Origin of the sequence: Streptococcus sp. E29BA (genome assembly GCF_041807805.1) — a bacterium.
GTDB lineage: Bacteria > Bacillota > Bacilli > Lactobacillales > Streptococcaceae > Streptococcus > Streptococcus entericus.
The window spans coordinates 1-15,701 of record NZ_JBGTZA010000039.1 but is presented as its reverse complement, the minus strand read 5'-3'; the positions used below and the strand labels follow the sequence as shown (position 1 = coordinate 15,701).

14 protein-coding genes, 3 pseudogenes and 1 other annotated feature are annotated in these 15,701 nt (G+C 44.6%); of the genes and pseudogenes, 15 read left to right on the top strand and 2 right to left on the bottom strand.

What is annotated here, in order from left to right; genetic code table 11:
• Positions 1–137 precede the first annotated feature (137 nt).
• The 3 genes and pseudogenes from ACERC8_RS08630 to ACERC8_RS08620 all read left to right on the top strand — a co-directional run bounded on the left by ACERC8_RS08630 (position 138) and on the right by ACERC8_RS08620 (position 1,985).
• Entirely contained in the window at positions 138–638 is a 501-nt protein-coding gene (locus tag ACERC8_RS08630; protein ID WP_373659485.1) for a beta-class carbonic anhydrase, read from the top strand.
• Between the two features lie 97 nt (positions 639–735).
• Positions 736–1,656: a 2-dehydropantoate 2-reductase gene (locus ACERC8_RS08625; RefSeq protein ID WP_373659484.1), complete on the top strand. Its 921-nt coding sequence runs from the start codon at positions 736–738 to the stop codon at positions 1,654–1,656.
• Positions 1,653–1,985 (top strand): annotated as a pseudogene (locus tag ACERC8_RS08620) (putative quinol monooxygenase). Before ACERC8_RS08625 ends, ACERC8_RS08620 begins: the two are co-directional and overlap by 4 nt.
• A gap of 83 nt (positions 1,986–2,068) precedes the next feature.
• Here the strand turns inward: ACERC8_RS08620 and tyrS are convergent.
• Entirely contained in the window at positions 2,069–3,325 is a 1,257-nt protein-coding gene (gene tyrS / locus ACERC8_RS08615) for a tyrosine--tRNA ligase (RefSeq protein WP_373659483.1), read from the bottom strand.
• A gap of 449 nt (positions 3,326–3,774) precedes the next feature.
• Between tyrS and rimP the strand changes: the two genes are divergently transcribed.
• From rimP to rplL, 9 genes are all read left to right on the top strand, one after another.
• Positions 3,775–4,251 carry a ribosome maturation factor RimP gene (rimP, locus tag ACERC8_RS08610; protein WP_373659487.1) on the top strand — a complete coding sequence of 159 codons (477 nt, stop codon included), beginning with the start codon at positions 3,775–3,777 and terminating at the stop codon, positions 4,249–4,251.
• A gap of 49 nt (positions 4,252–4,300) precedes the next feature.
• Entirely contained in the window at positions 4,301–5,464 is a 1,164-nt protein-coding gene (nusA, locus tag ACERC8_RS08605) for a transcription termination factor NusA (protein WP_373659482.1), read from the top strand.
• Between the two features lie 15 nt (positions 5,465–5,479).
• The gene (gene rnpM, locus ACERC8_RS08600; RefSeq protein ID WP_373659481.1) at positions 5,480–5,776 is read left to right on the top strand and encodes an RNase P modulator RnpM; all 297 of its coding nucleotides are present in this window, start codon (positions 5,480–5,482) and stop codon (positions 5,774–5,776) included.
• Between the two features lie 22 nt (positions 5,777–5,798).
• A complete protein-coding gene (locus ACERC8_RS08595) occupies positions 5,799–6,071 on the top strand; it encodes a YlxQ-related RNA-binding protein (RefSeq protein ID WP_373659486.1) in 273 nt (90 codons plus the stop codon).
• Positions 6,072–6,090: 19 nt separating this feature from the next.
• On the top strand, positions 6,091–8,973 hold the full coding sequence (infB, locus tag ACERC8_RS08590) for a translation initiation factor IF-2 (protein ID WP_373659480.1): 2,883 nt from the start codon (positions 6,091–6,093) through the stop codon (positions 8,971–8,973).
• Positions 8,974–9,152: 179 nt separating this feature from the next.
• A complete protein-coding gene (rbfA, locus tag ACERC8_RS08585; RefSeq protein WP_373659479.1) occupies positions 9,153–9,503 on the top strand; it encodes a 30S ribosome-binding factor RbfA in 351 nt (116 codons plus the stop codon).
• A gap of 209 nt (positions 9,504–9,712) precedes the next feature.
• Complete coding sequence (locus tag ACERC8_RS08580) at positions 9,713–10,051, top strand: thioredoxin domain-containing protein (RefSeq protein WP_373659478.1); 339 nt, start codon at positions 9,713–9,715, stop codon at positions 10,049–10,051.
• Between the two features lie 394 nt (positions 10,052–10,445).
• Positions 10,446–10,583, top strand: a sequence feature (ribosomal protein L10 leader region).
• A 28-nt stretch (positions 10,584–10,611) separates the two neighbouring features.
• A complete protein-coding gene (gene rplJ, locus ACERC8_RS08575) occupies positions 10,612–11,109 on the top strand; it encodes a 50S ribosomal protein L10 (RefSeq protein ID WP_373659477.1) in 498 nt (165 codons plus the stop codon).
• A gap of 64 nt (positions 11,110–11,173) precedes the next feature.
• Positions 11,174–11,539 carry a 50S ribosomal protein L7/L12 gene (rplL, locus tag ACERC8_RS08570; protein WP_018367840.1) on the top strand — a complete coding sequence of 122 codons (366 nt, stop codon included), beginning with the start codon at positions 11,174–11,176 and terminating at the stop codon, positions 11,537–11,539.
• A gap of 202 nt (positions 11,540–11,741) precedes the next feature.
• Here the strand turns inward: rplL and ACERC8_RS08565 are convergent.
• Positions 11,742–12,937 (bottom strand): annotated as a pseudogene (locus tag ACERC8_RS08565) (transposase).
• Between the two features lie 340 nt (positions 12,938–13,277).
• Between ACERC8_RS08565 and ACERC8_RS08560 the strand changes: the two are divergent.
• The 3 genes and pseudogenes from ACERC8_RS08560 to ACERC8_RS08550 form a co-directional block, all read left to right on the top strand.
• Positions 13,278–13,451, top strand: a complete 174-nt coding sequence (locus tag ACERC8_RS08560) for a hypothetical protein (protein ID WP_093998685.1) — start codon at positions 13,278–13,280, stop codon at positions 13,449–13,451.
• Entirely contained in the window at positions 13,448–14,272 is an 825-nt protein-coding gene (locus ACERC8_RS08555) for a replication initiator protein A (protein WP_373659475.1), read from the top strand. The genes ACERC8_RS08560 and ACERC8_RS08555 overlap by 4 nt, the downstream gene beginning before the upstream one ends.
• Positions 14,273–14,428: 156 nt before the next feature.
• A pseudogene (locus ACERC8_RS08550) lies at positions 14,429–15,544 on the top strand (DNA cytosine methyltransferase); the annotation flags it as partial.
• Between the last annotated feature and the right edge of the window lie 157 nt (positions 15,545–15,701).

The window sequence follows — 15,701 nt, the reverse complement described above, 5'->3', positions numbered from 1 at the left end:
TTTTTTTCTACACTCAAAAGGCTCTATAATCTCCATGGTGGATTTACCCACTACAGAAATTATAGAGCCGTTTTTTGTCATTGTCATTTCATTTATGATATAATAGTTTGAAAATCAAACAAAAAAGGATGGTTTGTATGTCGTATTTTGACCAGTACCTCAAAGTAAACGAGGCTTACGTTGCCCTGCATGGCACGGCTCACCTGCCGCTGCCTCCCAGAATGCGTGTTGCTATCTTGACTTGTATGGATTCACGTCTTCATGTGGCACAAGCTCTGGGCTTGGCGCTAGGTGATGCTCATATCCTGCGTAATGCCGGTGGTCGTGTTACCGAAGATATGATTCGTTCGTTGGCCATTTCTCAGCAACTGATGGGAACACGAGAGATTGTCGTGCTGCACCATACAGATTGCGGAGCAGAACGTTTGACAAACGAAGGCTTTGCGAAACAGCTCAATGACACATTAGGAGTTGATGTTGGGGAAATGGATTTTCTTCCCTTCTCCGACATTGTGCAGAGCGTTAAGGAGGACATTGCCAAATTAAAAGCCAGCCCTCTGATTCCGGATGACATTATTATTTCAGGAGCGATTTATGATGTGGATACTGGTAAGATGAATCCTGTTTCTTACCCCTAAAACACTGCAGTTTTTTGAAAAAATGACACGGTCTATCCTGACAAGATGAGTAGCTCTTTTGATCTTACTATGTTATACTAGAGTGAGGAGGACAAGTATGTTAGTTTATATTGCAGGTGCGGGTGCGCTCGGTAGCCGTTTTGGGGTTGCTCTTAGCAAGGCTGGTCATGAGGTCATTCTCCTGGATAATTGGCCAGAGCATATTGAAGCTATAAGAGATAAGGGACTTATGATCACAGGTGATGTGAATGACACGATTCAGTTGCCAATCATGAGACCAACACAAGCCACGCGAGAAGCAGATTTGGTCTTGGTTCTGACAAAGTCAACCCAGCTACGTCAAATGCTAAACGATATTCAGCCGATTATCGGTGAGCAAACGAAACTCCTCTGCCTTTTAAATGGTCTTGGTCATATTGAGACCTTACATGAGTTTGTTAGAAAAGAGCAGATCATTATGGGAGTGACTGTTTGGACAGCAGGTTTGATAGAACCTGGTCAAGTCGAGCTACGTGGGTCAGGTTCCTTGACCATTCAGTGCTTGGCGGATACAGAGAGAACGGTAGGCGAGCAGCTGGTTGAAGTCCTCAATCAAGCTGGTCTAAACGCGACCTATACTAATGATGTTTTACATGCCATTTGGAAAAAAGCCATGATAAATGGCACAATGAATGCCACTAGTGCTCTGTTAGATGCGAACTTACATGAGCTGCTGTCTTCCTCTTCTGCGATGGGGCTAGTTAGGCAGGTGTTGTCGGAATTCATCGCTGTAGCCGCTCACTACGGCTTAAGGTTTGATCTTGAAGACACCTATCAATACATCGTTGACGTCTCGACTAAGGTTGGGCATCATTATCCCTCCATGCATCAGGATTTGGTGAAAAACAAGCGGCTGACGGAAGTTGACTATCTCAATGGATTTGTGGCACAAGTGGCTGAAACAATCGGCAGCTCAGCGCCTTATTGTCGAACTATTACCCAATTAGTCCATGCAAAGGAGGACATCAATCAACGATGACACTAACTTTTTTATTAACTTATCGTGGTGAAAATGGCAGAGCTCTGGAATTTGTAGACGCTATGGAGCAGTCTGGTTTGGCGACTACTATTCGCCAGTGATCAGGTAATCTGCGCTATGACTACTTTTCTTCTCTTAGCGATCCAGAAACAGTGCTTCTAGTTGATAGTTGGGCGGATCAAGAAGCCCTTGATGCCCACCATGCTTCTCCTCAAATGGCAGAGATTATCGCTCTCCGCGAAAAATATGACTTGCGGATGACTGCGGAACGACCAATCTCTGATGAGGCGAATTTCTCAGCACATGATCGACACTTTATTCGTGATTAGCACAAGAGGCTAGGTAAAACCGACAAATGGCATCAAAAAAGCGCATAGCATCAGGAGATGCTATGCGCTTTTATTAGGGTTGTTTAGTAAGTTAGAACGGCATATTTTTTCTTGCCGCGGCGGATAACGGTCAGCTCGCCGTCGATTTTGTCAGCATCAGTCAGTTGGTAATCGAGGTCTTGGATGCGGTCGCCGTTGAGGTAGATGGCACCATTTTGGACATCTTCACGGGCTTGACGTTTTGAGTTGACAATACCTGAGGTGACGAGCAGGTCTACGATGTTGCGGCTGTCATCGGCTTTAGCGGTGTAGTTTGGTACGTTGCTGAGTCCTTGCTTGAGCTCTTTAGCAGAGAGTTCTTTGATGTTGCCCGTAAAGAGTTGCTCGGTAATCTTGAGGGCCTGCTGGTAGGCTTCTTCGCCGTGAACTAAGGTCACGACTTCTTTGGCTAGAACTTTCTGAGCAAGGCGCTCATGCGGTGCTGCGAGGAACTGGCTTTCCAGCTCAGCGATTTCTTCCAAAGATAGGAAAGTAAAAATCTTGAGGAAACGGACGGCGTCGGCGTCCATAACATTGAGCCAGAACTGGTACATCTCGTAAGGACTGGTCTTGTCTGCGTCCAACCAGATAGCGTTACCCTCGGACTTGCCAAATTTTTTGCCAGTGCTATCGGTGATGAGGGGAACAGTGATGACGTGTCCTGTCTTATCGCTCTTGCGGCGAAGCAATTCGGTACCTGCGGTCATGTTGCCCCACTGGTCGGAGCCGCCGATTTGTAGGGTCACATCGTAGAGGCGGTTGAGCTCGTAAAAATCATATCCCTGCATGATTTGGTAGGCAAATTCGGTGTAGGAAATGCCTGTTTCAATGCGTTTTTTTACGGATTCCTTGCCCATCATGTAGTTGACGGTAAAGTACTTGCCGACATCACGCAGAAAATCAATGAAGCTGATGCTGCCAAACCAGTCGTAGTTGTTTGTCATAACAGCCTTATTCTCTCCGCTTTCAAAATCAAGAAAGCGTGAGAGTTGTCCTTGGATTTTTTGCACCCAACCGTCAACGGTCTCTTTGGTCTGTAAGCTCCGCTCCGCGTCCTTAAAGGACGGGTCACCGATGAGACCAGTCGCTCCGCCAACCAGAGGGTAGGGTTTGTGTCCCGCTAATTGCAGGTGACGACAGACCAAAATCGGCACCAAGTGTCCGAGGTGAAGGCTGTCCGCTGTCGGATCATATCCCGAATAATAGGCCATAGTCCCTTCTGTTAGGGCTTTTTTGAGGGCGTCTTCGTCTGTCGTCTGAAAGATGAGGCCACGGGCTTTGAGTTCATCAAAGATATTCATGGGCTATTCTCCTTTTTTTGTATTGTCTTTTCATTATAGCAAAACTTCAGTCCTGTTTGCAAGATGACAATTGTGATTTTCACGCCAAACGCATGAAGAAAATTCGTGTCACTATTTTTTAGCGACACAAATGTTTTCAAAAAACTTTCACAATATTTACGTAGGTGCATGGGTTCATCTGCTTTTCCGCTGACATTTATGACAAAATGTCATGATTAAACAGATAACTTTTTATGAAAATCATTATCTGAAAGCGATGTTTTTGTCGTGCGCTCGGCGCGCATGATTTTGGTGCTTAATTGGCTAAAACTGTATCAAGTTCGGTAAATAGTGTCGTCTTAGACTTTTTTCTTGCATCTTTGATGAATAAATGCTATAATGATAAAAAATTAATGATAAAGAAAGGAGACGGGGTGACAACTTCGTCTTCTCTTTGTTGAAAAGGAGGGATTCTTATCGCAACGATTATTGAACTGGTGGAGGCGGTGGTGGCACCTGTTATCGCTGCCCCCTATGAGCTGGTGGATATTGAGTACGAGAAGATGGGGGGTGATTATGTCCTGTCGATTTTGGTTGACAAGCCTGGCGGGATAACGGTCGATGATACAGCAGACTTGACAGAGGTCATTAGTCCCCTGCTAGATACCATCACACCAGACCCTTTTCCAGATCAGTATTTTCTGGAGATTTCAAGCCCTGGTCTGGAGCGTCCGCTCAAGACCAAGGAAGCCTTGGCAGGAGCGGTTGGTCGCTATATTAACGTCAGTCTCTATCAGGCTATTGACAAGGTTAAGGTTTTTGAAGGCACATTGCAGAGCTTTGACAACGATGAGCTTGTCCTAGACTATCTAGATAAGACCAGACGAAAAACGGTGACCATCCCTTATCAACTGGTTGCCAAAGCCAGATTAGCTGTAAAATTATAGGAAAGGATTTATTTTCAAGAAAACAACTTGTTTTTGAGAGAGATATACCATGAGCAAAGAAATGTTAGAAGCCTTCCGTATTTTGGAAGAAGAAAAGCACATCAATAAGGCAGACATCATCGAGACGGTGACGGAATCCCTCAAGTCAGCCTATCGTAGAAAGTACGGTCAGGCTGAGTCAGCTGTTGTTGAATTTAATGAAAAAACAGGGGATTTCAAGGTTTATACTGTCCGTGAAGTCGTTGACGAGGTTTTTGATAGCCGCTTGGAAATCAGCCTCAAAGACGCTCTGGCGATCAGCTCTGCCTATGAGCTGGGAGACAAGATTCGTTTTGAGGAATCTGTCAAGGAATTTGGTCGCGTGGCTGCTCAATCAGCTAAACAAACCATCATGGAAAAGATGCGCAAGCAATTCCGTGAAGTAACCTACAACGAGTACAAACAGCACGAAGGTGAAATCATGACAGGAACTGTGGAGCGGTTCGATAATCGCTTCATCTATGTCAACCTAGGCACCATCGAAGCTCAGCTTTCTCACCAAGACCAAATTCCAGGAGAGACCTTCAAGTCTCACGATCGTATCGAGGTCTATGTGTACAAGGTTGAGAACAACCCGCGCGGGGTTAACGTCTTTGTTAGCCGCAGTCACCCTGAGTTTATTAAGCGGATTATGGAGCAGGAAATTCCTGAGGTTTTTGACGGCACGGTAGAAATCATGAGCGTGTCTCGTGAGGCTGGTGACCGCAGTAAAGTAGCAGTTCGTAGCCACAACCCTAACGTTGATGCCATCGGTACCATCGTTGGTCGCAAGGGGGCTAATATCCAAAAAGTGATTAGCAAGTTCCATCCAAAACGAATCGATGCTAAGACGGGGCTCTCTGTTCCTGTTGAGGAGAACATTGACGTGATCCAGTGGGTTGAAGATCCAGCTGAGTACATCTACAATGCCATCGCGCCAGCTGAGGTGGACTACGTCATCTTTGACGAGAAAGACAGCAAGCGCGCCCTCGTTGTTGTTCCTGATAACAAGCTGTCTCTAGCTATCGGTCGTCGTGGGCAAAACGTTCGCCTGGCGGCTCACTTGACGGGCTACCGCATTGACATCAAGTCTGCGTCAGAGTATGAGGCTATGGCAGCAGAGCAAGAGGTGTTTGCTTCAGCAGAGCCAACAGAGCTTTCAGATGGCAGTACAGAAGTGACTGCTGAAGGTTAGGTCTCAGGAGGCGTTATGGCAAAAACACGCAAAATTCCCCTACGCAAATCAGTGGTTTCTGGCGAGATTATCGACAAACGCGACCTGCTGCGTATTGTCAAAAACAAGGACGGTCAGATTTTTATTGACCCTACTGGAAAACAGAACGGTCGCGGCGCCTACATCAAGCTAGATAACGAGGAGGTTAAACTGGCCAAGAAAAAACTGGTTTTTAACCGCAGTTTTTCCATGGATGTGCCAGAGAGCTTCTACGATGAACTGATTGCTTATGTGGATCACAAGGTAAAAAGAAGAGAGTTAGGTCTTGAATAAGTTGCAACAACTCTTAAACCTCATGGGCTTGGCTCAGCGTGCTGGCAAACTTATCTCAGGCGAGGAATTGGTCGTCAAGGCTATCCAGACCGAGCAAGCAAGACTGGTCTTTGTGGCCAAGGATGCTAGCCAGAACCTGATTAAGACCGTGACGGATAAATGTAAATATTACGATATAGAAGTCTCAACAGTGTTTGATACGCTGGACCTTAGCAGCGCTATCGGCAGACCCAGAAAGGTTGTGGCAGTTAGTGATGCTGGATTTTCAAAGAAAATGAGGACTCTTATGGACTAAAGGACGAGGAGGACACGATTTGTCTAAAAAAAGAATTAATGAAATTGCCCGTGAAACGGGTATCAGTAACAAAGATTTAGTTGCCAAGGCTCAGGAATTGGGGCTTTCAGTCAAAAGCCATTCTAGCAGTGTGGACGAAGGTGAGGCCAAGCGCTTGATTGCAAGTTTTGGTGGGGGAGCCTCCAAGGCAATGCCAGCTCAGCCACATCAAGCAAGCTCGACAACTGATAACCAAGCGCCAGCTACTTCAGCAGCAAAACCTGTTGAAAATACTGAAGAAACCAAGCGCTCATCTAGCCAGAAAACGGTAGTTGCTCAGCCATCTACGCCGAAAGCGACCCAAGAAGCGCCAATAACGCCTAAAGTCGAACCAAAAGTAGAGCAGGTAGCAGAGAGCAGACCGACCCCAGCTCGCCCGCAGAGCCGTAACTTCAAGGCAGAACGTGAGGCACGACAAAAGGCTGAGGCAGAGCGTCGCCAACAGGGTGGTCAGCAGCGGCATAGTGGTCAAGGCAAAGGTAACCGTCAAGAGCGAGGCCGGGATAACAAGCGTGAAGACCGCAATCAACGGGAGCGTGGGCAAGCAGGTGCACTAAACCGTGATAATCGTCGTCAGCAGGACAACCGCCGCAATGACCGAAACCAAGGACATAAGCAGGATAACCGCCAGCAAAATCGCAACGCTACAGCGCCTCGGATTGACTTTAAGGCAAGGGCAGCAGCCCTCAAGGCTGAGCAAAATGCTGAGTATTCGCGCAATAGCGAGCAACGTTTTCGCGAGCAAGAAGAAGCCAAACGCCGCGAAGCACTAGCTTTGGAAGAAGCTCGTAAGGCACGCATGGCAGAAGAATTAGCAGCTCAAGAACGCCTCGAGCAAAGTGTGTCAACACCAAAAGCCCAGCCAGTTCCTCAGGCAGAAAAAACAGCTTCGGCTGCTCCAGACAATCGTCGTAAAAAAGCCTCTCGTCCTGAAAAATCCCGTGATTTTTCAAATGAAGACGGCCCTAAACCAACAAAAAATAAGAAAAATTGGAATCAAAACCAAGTGAGAAATCAACGAAACTCTAACTGGAACAACAGTAAGAAAAACAAAAAAGGCAAGGGTGCTCCTGCACCTGTAACAGAGCGTAAGTTCCACGAACTGCCAAAAGAATTTGAGTACACCGAAGGCATGACGGTCGCTGACATCGCTAAGCGCATCAAACGTGAGCCAGCGGAAATCGTTAAAAAGCTCTTCATGATGGGCGTGATGGCGACCCAGAACCAGTCTCTGGACGGTGACACCATTGAACTTCTTATGGTGGACTACGGCATTGAAGCCAAGGCTAAGGTTGAAGTAGACAATGCTGATATTGAACGTTTCTTTGTGGATGAAGACTACCTCAACCCTGAAAATATGGTGGAGCGCGCACCTGTCGTGACTATCATGGGACACGTTGACCATGGTAAGACCACCTTGCTTGATACGCTGCGCAATTCTCGTGTGGCAACTGGAGAAGCTGGGGGGATTACCCAGCATATTGGTGCTTATCAGATTGAGGAAAATGGCAAGAAAATCACTTTCCTTGATACGCCAGGACACGAAGCCTTCACAAGCATGCGCGCGCGCGGAGCATCAGTAACCGACATCACTATCCTGATTGTGGCAGCAGATGATGGGGTAATGCCACAAACCGTTGAAGCCATCAACCACTCTAAAGCAGCTGGTGTACCGATTATTGTGGCAATTAACAAGATTGATAAGCCTGATGCTAATCCGAGCCGTGTTATCAATGAGTTAGCAGAGCATGGCGTTATGCAGGCATCATGGGGCGGGGATTCTGAGTTTGTGGAAATCTCTGCTAAGTTTGGTAAGAATATCGACACCCTCTTAGAAACGGTGCTCTTGGTGGCTGAATTCCAAGAACTCAAGGCAGACCCAACGGTCCGTGCTATCGGTACGGTTATTGAAGCCCAGCTGGATAAAGGAAAAGGTGCTGTGGCGACCCTCTTGGTACAGCAGGGAACGCTTAACGTCCAAGACCCAATCGTTGTCGGTAATACCTTTGGTCGTGTCCGTGCCATGACTAATGACCTGGGGCGTCGTGTCAAGACAGCTCTGCCGTCTACCCCAGTATCCATCACTGGTCTTAACGAAACGCCGATGGCAGGTGACCATTTTGCAGTCTATGAGGATGAAAAAGCGGCGCGCGCAGCTGGTGAAGAGCGTGCTAAACGTGCCCTGCTCAAACAACGTCAAAATACCCAACGTGTCAGCCTAGAGAACCTCTTTGATACCCTCAAGGCTGGTCAGGTTAAATCTGTTAACGTCATCATCAAGGCTGATGTACAAGGTTCGGTGGAAGCCCTTGCTAGCTCCCTCTTGAAGATTGATGTGGAAGGTGTTAAGGTCAATGTCGTTCACTCTGCTGTTGGTGCCATCAACGAGTCTGATGTGACCCTGGCGGAAGCCTCAAACGCTATCCTTATCGGTTTCAACGTTCGTCCGACTCCGCAAGCGCGTGTGCAGGCCGATACCGACGATGTAGAAATCCGTCTTCACAGCATCATCTACAAGGTTATCGAGGAAGTTGAAGATGCTATGAAGGGTATGCTTGATCCAGAATTTGAAGAGAAAATCATTGGTGAAGCCATGATTCGTGAGACCTTCAAGGTGGCTAAAATCGGCACCATCGGTGGCTTTATGGTCACTCGTGGTAAAATCCAACGTGATGCCAAGGCGCGTGTTATCCGTGACGGTGTCGTGATTCACGATGGTGCTCTTGCTAGCCTCAAACACTTCAAAGATGATGTCAAAGAACTGGGAGTTGGTCGTGAAGGTGGTTTAATGCTCGAAAACTATAATGACCTGCAAATTGATGACACCATCGAAGCCTACATCATGGAAGAGATTAAACGTTAAAAAGCCCTGCTTCTAGGGAGCTAAAAAATCAAAAAGTTGAAGCTGGAGCTTGTTGCCGATTGAACAATCAGTTGTGTAAAAATAATAAGTACCAGAACAATGACACTGTTTAAAGATGTTCCAGCTAGGCTTGTCCTAGCTGTCATCTTATCATTAAGAGAGATAGAAAGGAGCCACCTATGGCTAACCATCGTGCAGACCGTGTTGGTATGGAAGTCAAGCGTGAGGTTAATGAGATTTTGCAGCGGCACATCCGTGACCCACGTGTCCAAGGCGTGACGATCACCGATGTCCAAATGTTGGGTGATTTATCCGCCGCCAAGGTCTACTATACTATTTTGTCAGATTTGGCATCGGATAATAAAAAAGCCCAAGAGGGCTTAGAAAAGGCTAAGGGGACCATTAAGCGTGAGCTAGGGAAAACCCTGACCCTCTATAAAATCCCTGACTTGACCTTCATCAAGGACGAGTCCATTGCTTATGGCAATAAAATTGACCAAATGTTACAAGATTTGGAACGTCAGGATTAGCAAAGAGAGTGGGACTCAATCGGTAATTCGGTAGAATTCGATTTTCCCTCACCTCCGCTCAACCCCTGCGTCTGACTTTGTTAACAATAACAAAAAAGGAAGGCTGGGACTGTTGTCCCAGCCTTTTTTGGGCTTTTCTGGCGTAGCAGATAATTGAACTTGGCTGAAAATCTTGCTATAATGAAGTATCATTTTAAGGAGGACAGGACATGTCATTTGAACAAGCCATCAAACAGTTTACATCAGTAACAGCCCAAGAGTTGGAAAAACTGATTCAAACAGAAGAGAAAGTTATTGCCTTTATTGGGCGTCCAACTTGCCCATATTGTCAACGTTTTGCACCAAAATTGGCGCAGGCCCAAGCTGACACTAACGCGTCAATTTACTTTGTAGATAGCAGCAATGTGTCTGATGCCGCTTTGCAAGACTTGCGTGCTAAATATGGCGTGAAAACAGTGCCAGGGCTCTTGGTTGCCACCCAGCAAGACGTTAAGGTGGTTTGTGATTCTTCCCTCTCTGTGACAGAAATCACAGCCTTTATGGCATAGATAATACCTGATGACAGTAAGAGCGAGTGGGGACTAATCATAGTTTGTAAGAACGCCATTTCTTTCACCCTCGCCTTGCCTAACTGAACAGTCAGGATGGTTGTTGAGCGGTTGCTTTGCAAGTCTAGAGCTGGCAAAACAAGACGTGCTCCTAACTGATCTATCTGGCTTATTTGAACATCACATGAAGAGACTGGGACTGCTGTTTTAGTCTTTTTATGTTTGGTAATTGCATGCTTGTGGGATGTGCTGGTCGAATTAGGTTGGCAACGGGATTTCTCTCAACACTCATCTGCCATTATCTGCTTATCATCCTTAAACTGGTCTATCTATACAGTATAAAAAATTGTCTTAAATCCTTGACAGAACCCTTAGATTGTGATAACCTATTAGAGGTTTTGAATAAAACTGACCTAAGACAGCAGGGGAGTCTAACTCATAAACATCCTGCCGAGGCACAAAAACGTGATAAAATCGTCTACGTATTTGTACTTTCGTGTCTGGGTTTGGATGCGATTTTTTCGTTTCCAACCAAAAATAAAAACGGAGGTAAAACACTAATGAGTCAAGCAAATATTGCTAAAAAAGCAGAACTCGTTGAAGTTTATGCTGAGAAGATGAAAGCTGCAGCCTCAATCGTTGTGGTTGATGCGCGTGGTTTGACTGTTGAGCAGGATACTGTTCTTCGTCGTAATCTTCGTGGCGCTGACGTTGAGTATAAAGTTGTGAAAAACTCTATCTTGCGTCGTGCTGCAGAAGCTGCTGGTCTTGAAGGATTGGCTGACGTTTTCGTTGGTCCAACAGCTATCGCTTTTTCTAACGAAGATGTGATTGCACCAGCTAAAACACTTCATGATTTTGCGAAAATAGCTGATGCTCTTGAAATCAAGGGTGGTATCATTGAAGGTGCGGTTGCTTCTAAAGAAGAAATCGTTGCACTTGCGACCCTGCCAAACCGCGAAGGATTGCTGTCTATGCTCCTTTCAGTACTTCAAGCACCAGTTCGCAACGTTGCACTTGCTGTCAAATCAGTTGCAGAAAGCAAAGACGCTGCTTAATCTTAGCAGCCTAATCGTGACCTTGTCACAACCTATTTAAAAACATATTTTGGAGGAATCTACAATGGCATTGAACATTGAAAACATTATTGCTGAAATCAAAGAAGCTTCAATCCTTGAGCTTAACGACCTTGTAAAAGCTATCGAAGAGGAGTTTGGCGTTACTGCTGCTGCTCCAGTTGCAGTTGCTGCTGCTGGTGGTGCTGCTGAAGAAGCTAAAGATTCATTCGACGTTGAATTGACATCTGCTGGCGACAAAAAAGTTGGCGTTATCAAAGTTGTTCGCGAAATCACAGGTCTTGGTCTTAAAGAAGCTAAAGAGCTTGTTGATGGTGCACCTGCACTTGTTAAAGAAGGTGTTAACGCAGCAGAAGCTGAAGAGCTTAAAGCTAAATTGGAAGAAGCAGGCGCTTCAGTTACGCTTAAATAAGAAGCATATAGCAATTTGAGAGCGGAAGCCCGATTTACCAGTCTTTTAGAGCTTATAGCGATTTAAAGAAACTGATAATTTGATTTGGTTTCCTGCCAAAAATCCTGCCAAAAAATCNAGAAACTGATAATTTGATTTGGTTTCCTGCCAAAAATCCTGCCAAAAAATCTGGCTCATTGTCAACTGTAGTGGGTTGACCAATTTAACACCGAGAGAGGACAAGTTTAGTCTTCTCTCGTTTTATGTTTAGCGCAATGAAAATGAGAGTTTTGAAGTTTTCATCTTCCGAAACCTAAAGGCATTCCGTTTAATGACCTTGATAAGGTTGTTTGTCGCCTCAAGTTTAGCGTTTGAGTAAAGCAGTTCCAAGGCGTTGACAATCTTGTCTTTATTCTTCAAGAAAGTCTTAAAAACTGTCTGAAAGATAGGATTTACAGTGGACAAATCTTCTTCAATAAGACCCAAAAACTGTTCAGCTTGCTTTTCTTGGAAGTGAAACAGGAATAGTTGATAAAGCTCGTAATGTTCTCTCAATTCTTGAGAATAGCTGAGCAGCTTAGCGACAATTTCCTGATTGGTCAAGTGCATGCGAAAAGTAGGATGATAAAAGCATTTATCGACTGATTTTTTGGATATCTTTTTGGAGTAAACTAGTCCAGTCGACTAGTTTAGCCTAAACTTGGAAACGGGAGAGCGAGGGTGTTTAGCTAACTTGTAATACGGACTAAACATGTCCATAGTAATGACCTTGACACGGTTTCTGACTGTTCTAGAATAGCGTAGAAAGTGGTTACGAATGGTGGTTTGGGTTCGACCGTCTAGGATTGTCACAATTTTAAGTGAGTCAAAGTTCTCTGCGATAAAGCTCATTTTGCCTTTCCTGCTTCAACTAGTCGCTTTTGTATTTTCAGGCTCCTACCTCAAACAGTCCACTGGACTGTTTGAGTCCCAACTCATGTTAGTTGGCAGCCAGGTCAGGTCTGTCTTGAACTGGAACTCCTTTAGCTTTCGGATAACGGTTGAGGTTGATACCGCAAGGCTCTCAGCGATAGCGGTCAGGGCTACTTCCTCAATCAGTCTCTGGGCAATTTTCTAATGAAGAATGACGGGAATCTGGTGATTTTTCTTGACCAAGGATGTCTCTGCGACCGCCATTTTCCCGCACTTTTGGCAGTGGAAGCGTCGCTTTCGCAAGCGAATGAATGTTTTATAGCCAGCACACTCAAGATAAGGGATTTTGGATGGTTTCTGGAAATCGTATTTAGCCATTTGCCCCTGGCAATATTGGCATTTTGGAGCAGGGTAGTCCAGCTTAGCAATGACTTCCTTGTGGCTTCTAGTGTCCACAATCTCCAAAATAGTGATATTAGGGTCTTTAATTCCGAGTAGGTTTGTGATAAAATCCTCGCTTTTTCTATTTTAGAGCTCAGAAAGAACTAGTCACTCCTCTGACTAGTTCTTTATTCCATATGATTCTTTCTAATGAGTGGTTTGATTGCTTTTTATTATAGGTCATATGGGCTTTTTTCATACTCAAAAAGGCTCCATAATCTCCGAGGTGGATTTACCCACTACAAAAATTATAGAGCCAAAAATCTTTGGCAGGATTTTTGTTTTAAATAAATAAACTTTGCAGAATTGCTATTTCTTAAACATTTTTGTTTGTAGGAATATATTTTTATGTGAGCGAGAACATTTAATAAGTGTTCTCGCTTTTTTTATTCTCAGGAGGAAAATCATGCAAAAGAATGAACAGTCATCACGACAAATTGTGATGTGTCATCTCATGGCTATCATGAGAATTGATATCGAGAAAGCAAAGAGGATTGTTGTTGAAATGGAAGAGTCTGGCTTAATCCAGTTTGATGACATGGGGAATGTTGGTCTATTGGTATTGGAGGGACAATCATGAAACGTATCACCGCAAATCACTATCAAACGTCAGAACGTTATTATAAACTCCCTAAACTCTTATTTGAGAGTGAGCGCTACAAGGACATGAAACTTGAGGTGAAGGTTGCTTATGCTGTTCTAAAAGACCGTTTGGAATTGTCATTAAGTAGAGGGTGGATTGATGAAGATGGGGCTATCTATTTGGTCTATTCTAACTCCAAACTCATGGCACTACTTGGCTGTTCCAAGTCAAAATTACTGACGATTAAGAAAACCTTACGAGAGTATGGTTTGATTGATGAAGTCCAACAGTCTTCCAGTGAAAAAGGACGTTTGGCGAATAAAATTTACTTAGGGGAGTTGGAACATGAACCAACCCCAGTCTCAAATTCAGACGGGGGTAGTGTTCAAAAAATACCAGGGGGGTATCAAAATCAGCCGGGGCCAGTCTTAAATTCAGCCACTAGTGAGACTGAAGTTAGTGAGACTGATAGGAGTGAAACTAAAGAGAGTGAGTCAGTCATTGAGGACGAGGAGGAGAAAGAAAGTCTAACAAGTAAGAAATGTGACGATGATAATTTTCAACGTAAAGTAGACCGAGTCACAAGATACGACAGAGATTACATTTGGGGCTTGGTACATGATCAGTTGAGACAAGTTGGTCTATCACAGGCTGCTAGTGATTATGCCATGATTTATTTTGATTATCGGTATCAGTACGCTTTAGAGAATATGAGGTTTGCGGACAGAACAGAAACGATAGCGGAGTATGTCTTTAATGGCGTCTTATCCGAATGGACCAAGGTCCAACGCTTAAAAGAACTAAAAGGGGGTGAGTAAGATGTTTTGGTGGATATTATTAGGTATTTGGGGATTAGGAATGATTTGGTTCATTTTTGAACTTATCACTGCCCCAGAAATGGAAGATCATTGTTAAGAAAGGACGTTACGCAAGAAGTAAGGTCCTTTTAGTTTTGTCAGAAAGGAATGAGAGACATGAAGTTTTTAGATTTGTTTGCAGGAATTGGAGGCTTTCGACTGGGGTTAACTCGTCAGGGCCATGAGTGTATTGGCTTTTGTGAGATTGACAAGTTTGCGAGGAAATCTTACAAGGCCATCTATGAGACCAAAGGAGAAATAGAATTTCATGATATTAGACAAGTCACAGATCAGGACTTTAGACAACTTAGAGGGCAAGTGGACATCATCTGTGGGGGATTCCCTTGCCAGGCATTTTCACTCGCAGGCAGACGATTGGGATTTGAGGATACTAGGGGTACTTTGTTCTTCGAGATTGCTCGAGCGGCCAAACAGATCCAACCACGTTTTTTATTCCTCGAAAATGTCAAGGGCTTACTCAGTCACGACAAGGGAGAGACATTTCGAACAATCCTCACCACATTGGATGAGTTGGGGTATGATGTCGAATGGCAGGTGCTTAACAGTAAAGATTTCCAAGTGCCGCAAAACCGTGAAAGAATTTTTATTATCGGACATTCTAGAAGATATCGTCCCCGATTCCTATTTCCTCTCAGAGGAGAAAGTAGCTCAACTCGTCTTGAACGATTAGGTAATGTTAATCCATCAGGAAATGGCATGAATGGGGAAGTCTATTTATCATGTGGGCTAGCACCAACCTTAACCAGAGGAAAAGGTGAGGGAACTAAAATTGCCATTCCTGTCTTAACCCCTGATAGGCTAGAAAAACGTCAACATGGGAGACGTTTTAAAGGGAACGATGATCCGATGTTTACTTTAACTAGCCAAGATCGGCATGGTGTAGTTGTCGCAGGAACTCTGCCAACGTCTTTTATCCAAACTGGACGTGTCTATGACCTTTCAGGGCTTTCTCCAATGTTGACAACCATGCAGGGAGGGGATAAAGTTCCTAAGATTCTCTGTCGTGAAGAAGCGCCACATTTGAAAATTAGGGAAGCGACTAAACTAGGGTATGCTAAGGCAATAGTGGGAGATTCTGTCAACCTTGCTTACCCAGAGTCTACTAAACGCAGAGGACGAGTAGGAAAGGGAATTTCAAATACTTTAACCACTTCTGACAATATGGGAGTGGTTGTTGCTGCTTTGGAATACCGTAAGGACAATCAGTCTGAGTCATAAAAAATAAGTGATAAGAAATTATATGATGTCAATTTTTTTCAAGATTATTTTAAAAATAAGGAAGTCGGGGATTCAGTGAAAAGGCACCCCTTTTCTGTACAATTTTTATAAAGTGTTTTTGTTAAGCGATAACTCGCTTAACCATAGGTGT

What these genes read in the sequence shown, in the direction of transcription:
- ACERC8_RS08630 (WP_373659485.1), top strand. Translation starts at nt 138, where the DNA reads ATGTCGTATTTTGACCAGTACCTCAAAGTAAACGAGGCTTACGTTGCC.
- ACERC8_RS08625 (WP_373659484.1), top strand. Translation starts at nt 736, where the DNA reads ATGTTAGTTTATATTGCAGGTGCGGGTGCGCTCGGTAGCCGTTTTGGG.
- tyrS (WP_373659483.1), bottom strand. Translation starts at nt 3,325, where the DNA reads ATGAATATCTTTGATGAACTCAAAGCCCGTGGCCTCATCTTTCAGACG.
- nusA (WP_373659482.1), top strand. Translation starts at nt 4,301, where the DNA reads ATGAGCAAAGAAATGTTAGAAGCCTTCCGTATTTTGGAAGAAGAAAAG.
- rnpM (WP_373659481.1), top strand. Translation starts at nt 5,480, where the DNA reads ATGGCAAAAACACGCAAAATTCCCCTACGCAAATCAGTGGTTTCTGGC.
- ACERC8_RS08595 (WP_373659486.1), top strand. Translation starts at nt 5,799, where the DNA reads ATGGGCTTGGCTCAGCGTGCTGGCAAACTTATCTCAGGCGAGGAATTG.
- rbfA (WP_373659479.1), top strand. Translation starts at nt 9,153, where the DNA reads ATGGCTAACCATCGTGCAGACCGTGTTGGTATGGAAGTCAAGCGTGAG.
- ACERC8_RS08580 (WP_373659478.1), top strand. Translation starts at nt 9,713, where the DNA reads ATGTCATTTGAACAAGCCATCAAACAGTTTACATCAGTAACAGCCCAA.
- rplJ (WP_373659477.1), top strand. Translation starts at nt 10,612, where the DNA reads ATGAGTCAAGCAAATATTGCTAAAAAAGCAGAACTCGTTGAAGTTTAT.
- rplL (WP_018367840.1), top strand. Translation starts at nt 11,174, where the DNA reads ATGGCATTGAACATTGAAAACATTATTGCTGAAATCAAAGAAGCTTCA.
- ACERC8_RS08560 (WP_093998685.1), top strand. Translation starts at nt 13,278, where the DNA reads ATGCAAAAGAATGAACAGTCATCACGACAAATTGTGATGTGTCATCTC.
- ACERC8_RS08555 (WP_373659475.1), top strand. Translation starts at nt 13,448, where the DNA reads ATGAAACGTATCACCGCAAATCACTATCAAACGTCAGAACGTTATTAT.